1 protein-coding gene and 1 pseudogene are annotated in these 2570 nt (G+C 37.4%); both read left to right on the plus strand.

The genetic code is table 11. The features are described 5' to 3' along the window. Positions 1-88: 88 nt before the first annotated feature. A pseudogene (locus N518_RS16520) lies at positions 89-349 on the plus strand (integrase core domain-containing protein); the annotation flags it as partial. A gap of 81 nt (positions 350-430) precedes the next feature. Next, entirely contained in the window at positions 431-2386 is a 1956-nt protein-coding gene (locus N518_RS0115085) for an alkyl/aryl-sulfatase (RefSeq protein ID WP_000693745.1), read from the plus strand. Positions 2387-2570 lie beyond the last annotated feature (184 nt).

Consider the following 2570-nt stretch of genomic DNA (forward strand, 5'->3'; position numbering starts at 1 on the left):
AGATGATGGTATGACAATTTTATATACTCCATAAACCCTTTAAATTAATTAGGTGGTTTATGTCGCACTTCAAGTTTTACTCTGCCATGTATTGAAATCAAATGACATCCAAATCAGCATGGATGGTAAAGGTCGATGGGTTGATAATGTGATGGTTGAACGATTATGGCGGAGCGTTAAATATGAAGAGGTGTATCTCAAAGCCTACAGCAATGTTTTGGATGCGAAGAAGCAATTAAACGCATATTTTGAATTTTATAATTTGAAACGACCTCATTCGAGTCTGGACAAAATGACTCCAGATGAGTTTTACTATGACCAGCTACCACAACAAAATAAGGTAGCTTAACTAGAGCAGAGTATCACTTATAAATAAGCTTTTAGTTGTTCAAACATGTGGGACCACCTCTATTTAAAAAAAGGAAAGAAGATGAAAATTAAGTTTTTAACAGTTTCATTGATGCTTATTCTGCCATTTTCTGTTTTTGCAGCAAATACTGTAGTAGAAAAAGCGGTCATTGAATCAAATAATACATATAAGGCGAAGTATAACTTAGAGGATATGACTGAGTTTAATCAGGCTCAAAAGGGCTTTATTGCCAAGCCAACAGGTCAAATTAAAAGTGAGAAAGGCAATGTTATCTGGGATTTTGATGCATTTAGTTTTTTACAAGATCAAGCACCAAATACCGTTAATCCCACTCTATGGCGACAAGCAAAATTAAACAACAATGTTGGGCTATTTAAAGTAACAGATCGAGTTTGGCAAATTCGTGGTTTTGATTTGGCAAATATGACCATCATTCAGGGTGATACTGGCTGGATTATTGTGGATACATTAACCTCTAAAGAAACGGCTGAAGCAGCACTTAAATTTGCTAGACAGCATTTAGGTGAGCAAAAAATTTCAGCCATTATCTTTACCCATAGCCATATCGATCATTTTGGTGGTGCATTAGGCGTTCTTTCTAGCGAAGAAATTAACGCTAGAAAAACTCCAATTATTGCGCCAAAAGGCTTTATGGAAGAAGCGACCAGTGAAAATGTGATGGCAGGTTCAGCCATGATACGTCGTGCGACTTATATGTATGGAACTTTTCTACCTAAAAATGCGGAAGGATTGGTGGATACAGGTTTAGGTAAGGCTGTTGCTGTGGGAAAAATGGGCATCCTTGAGCCTACACAACTGATCACTCAACCAGAACAGAAAATGACGGTTGATGGCTTGGATTTTGTGTTTTATAACGTGCCGGGTTCAGAAGCACCAGCAGAATTAACGTTCTCTATCCCATCATTGAAACTTTATAACGGCGCAGAAATTCTATCTCATACCATGCATAATCTTTATACCCTTCGGGGTGCTAAAGTCCGTGATGCCTTAAAATGGGTGGGCTATCTAGACCAAGCAATGCAGCATGCCAAAGCATCCGATGTATTGATTGCACAGCATCATTGGCCTGTCTGGGGCAATGACAATATTCAAGATTTTATTAAAACCCAGCGAGATGTTTATAAGTTCACGCATGATCAGACGGTGAGATATATGAACTCTGGTTTTAATGGCGCTGAAATTGCCGAAAAAATTAAGCTTCCAGCGGCACTTGATCAAAAACTATATGCTCATGGCTATTATGGAACCCTAAAACATAATGTAAAAGCAGTATACCAATATTATATGGGATGGTTCGATGCCCATCCTTCCAATTTAGATCCATTACCCCCTAAAGCTGTTGCAAAAAAATATATTGAGTTAGCAGGTGGGGAGAACAATGCATTGAAAAATGCGCGGGATGCCTACGCTCAAGCTGACTATAGATGGGCTGCCGAGATTTTAAAACATATTGTGTTGAATAACCCTCAAAACCAACAAGCAAAAGACTTATTGGCGAATACTTATCGTCAATTGGGCTATGCTGCTGAGGCTTCAACTTGGCGTAATTTCTTTTTGGTGGGCGCTCAAGAGCTACAAAATAATGTACCCCTACAAAATACTTCTGATCCGAGTGATTTATTGATTCATACACCAACTGAAAGATTTCTTGAAGCTATGGCGACAAATTTAGATGTGGAAAATTTAAAAAATGAAAACCAGTGTATCAATCTGGTTTTGTCGGATACCAAAGAGCATTTTTCATTATGGGTTGAAAACTCAGTCATGCAGTTTAAGCGTTATGATGAAAGTAAAGATTTGGCATTGGATTGCCCTACATTAACCTTAACCAAGCCCTTATATCTAAAAATGATTACAGGTCAAATAGAAGGGGTAAAAGTCCTGCTTTCTAAAGACAGTAAAGTCAAAGGTAATCCACTGAAAATTGGAAAATTCTTTGCAATGTTTAAACGTCCAGATTCAATTTTCCCGATTGTGACTCGACCAAATGGCTAAGCTCAAATAAGTAAAGTCGAAACTTAAATTAATAGATCCAAAGAAATGGGTGAAATTATCAACTTGGTTCTCCCAATCTTATAACAGGAATCTCTGTACACGACAAAAATAGATAACTCATTGAAATAATGTCATAATAATTGTTTTCTAACGACGAATACTATGACACATCTCAATGAGTTAT

Source organism: Acinetobacter sp. UNC436CL71CviS28 (genome assembly GCF_000620525.1).
Lineage (GTDB): Bacteria > Pseudomonadota > Gammaproteobacteria > Pseudomonadales > Moraxellaceae > Acinetobacter > Acinetobacter radioresistens.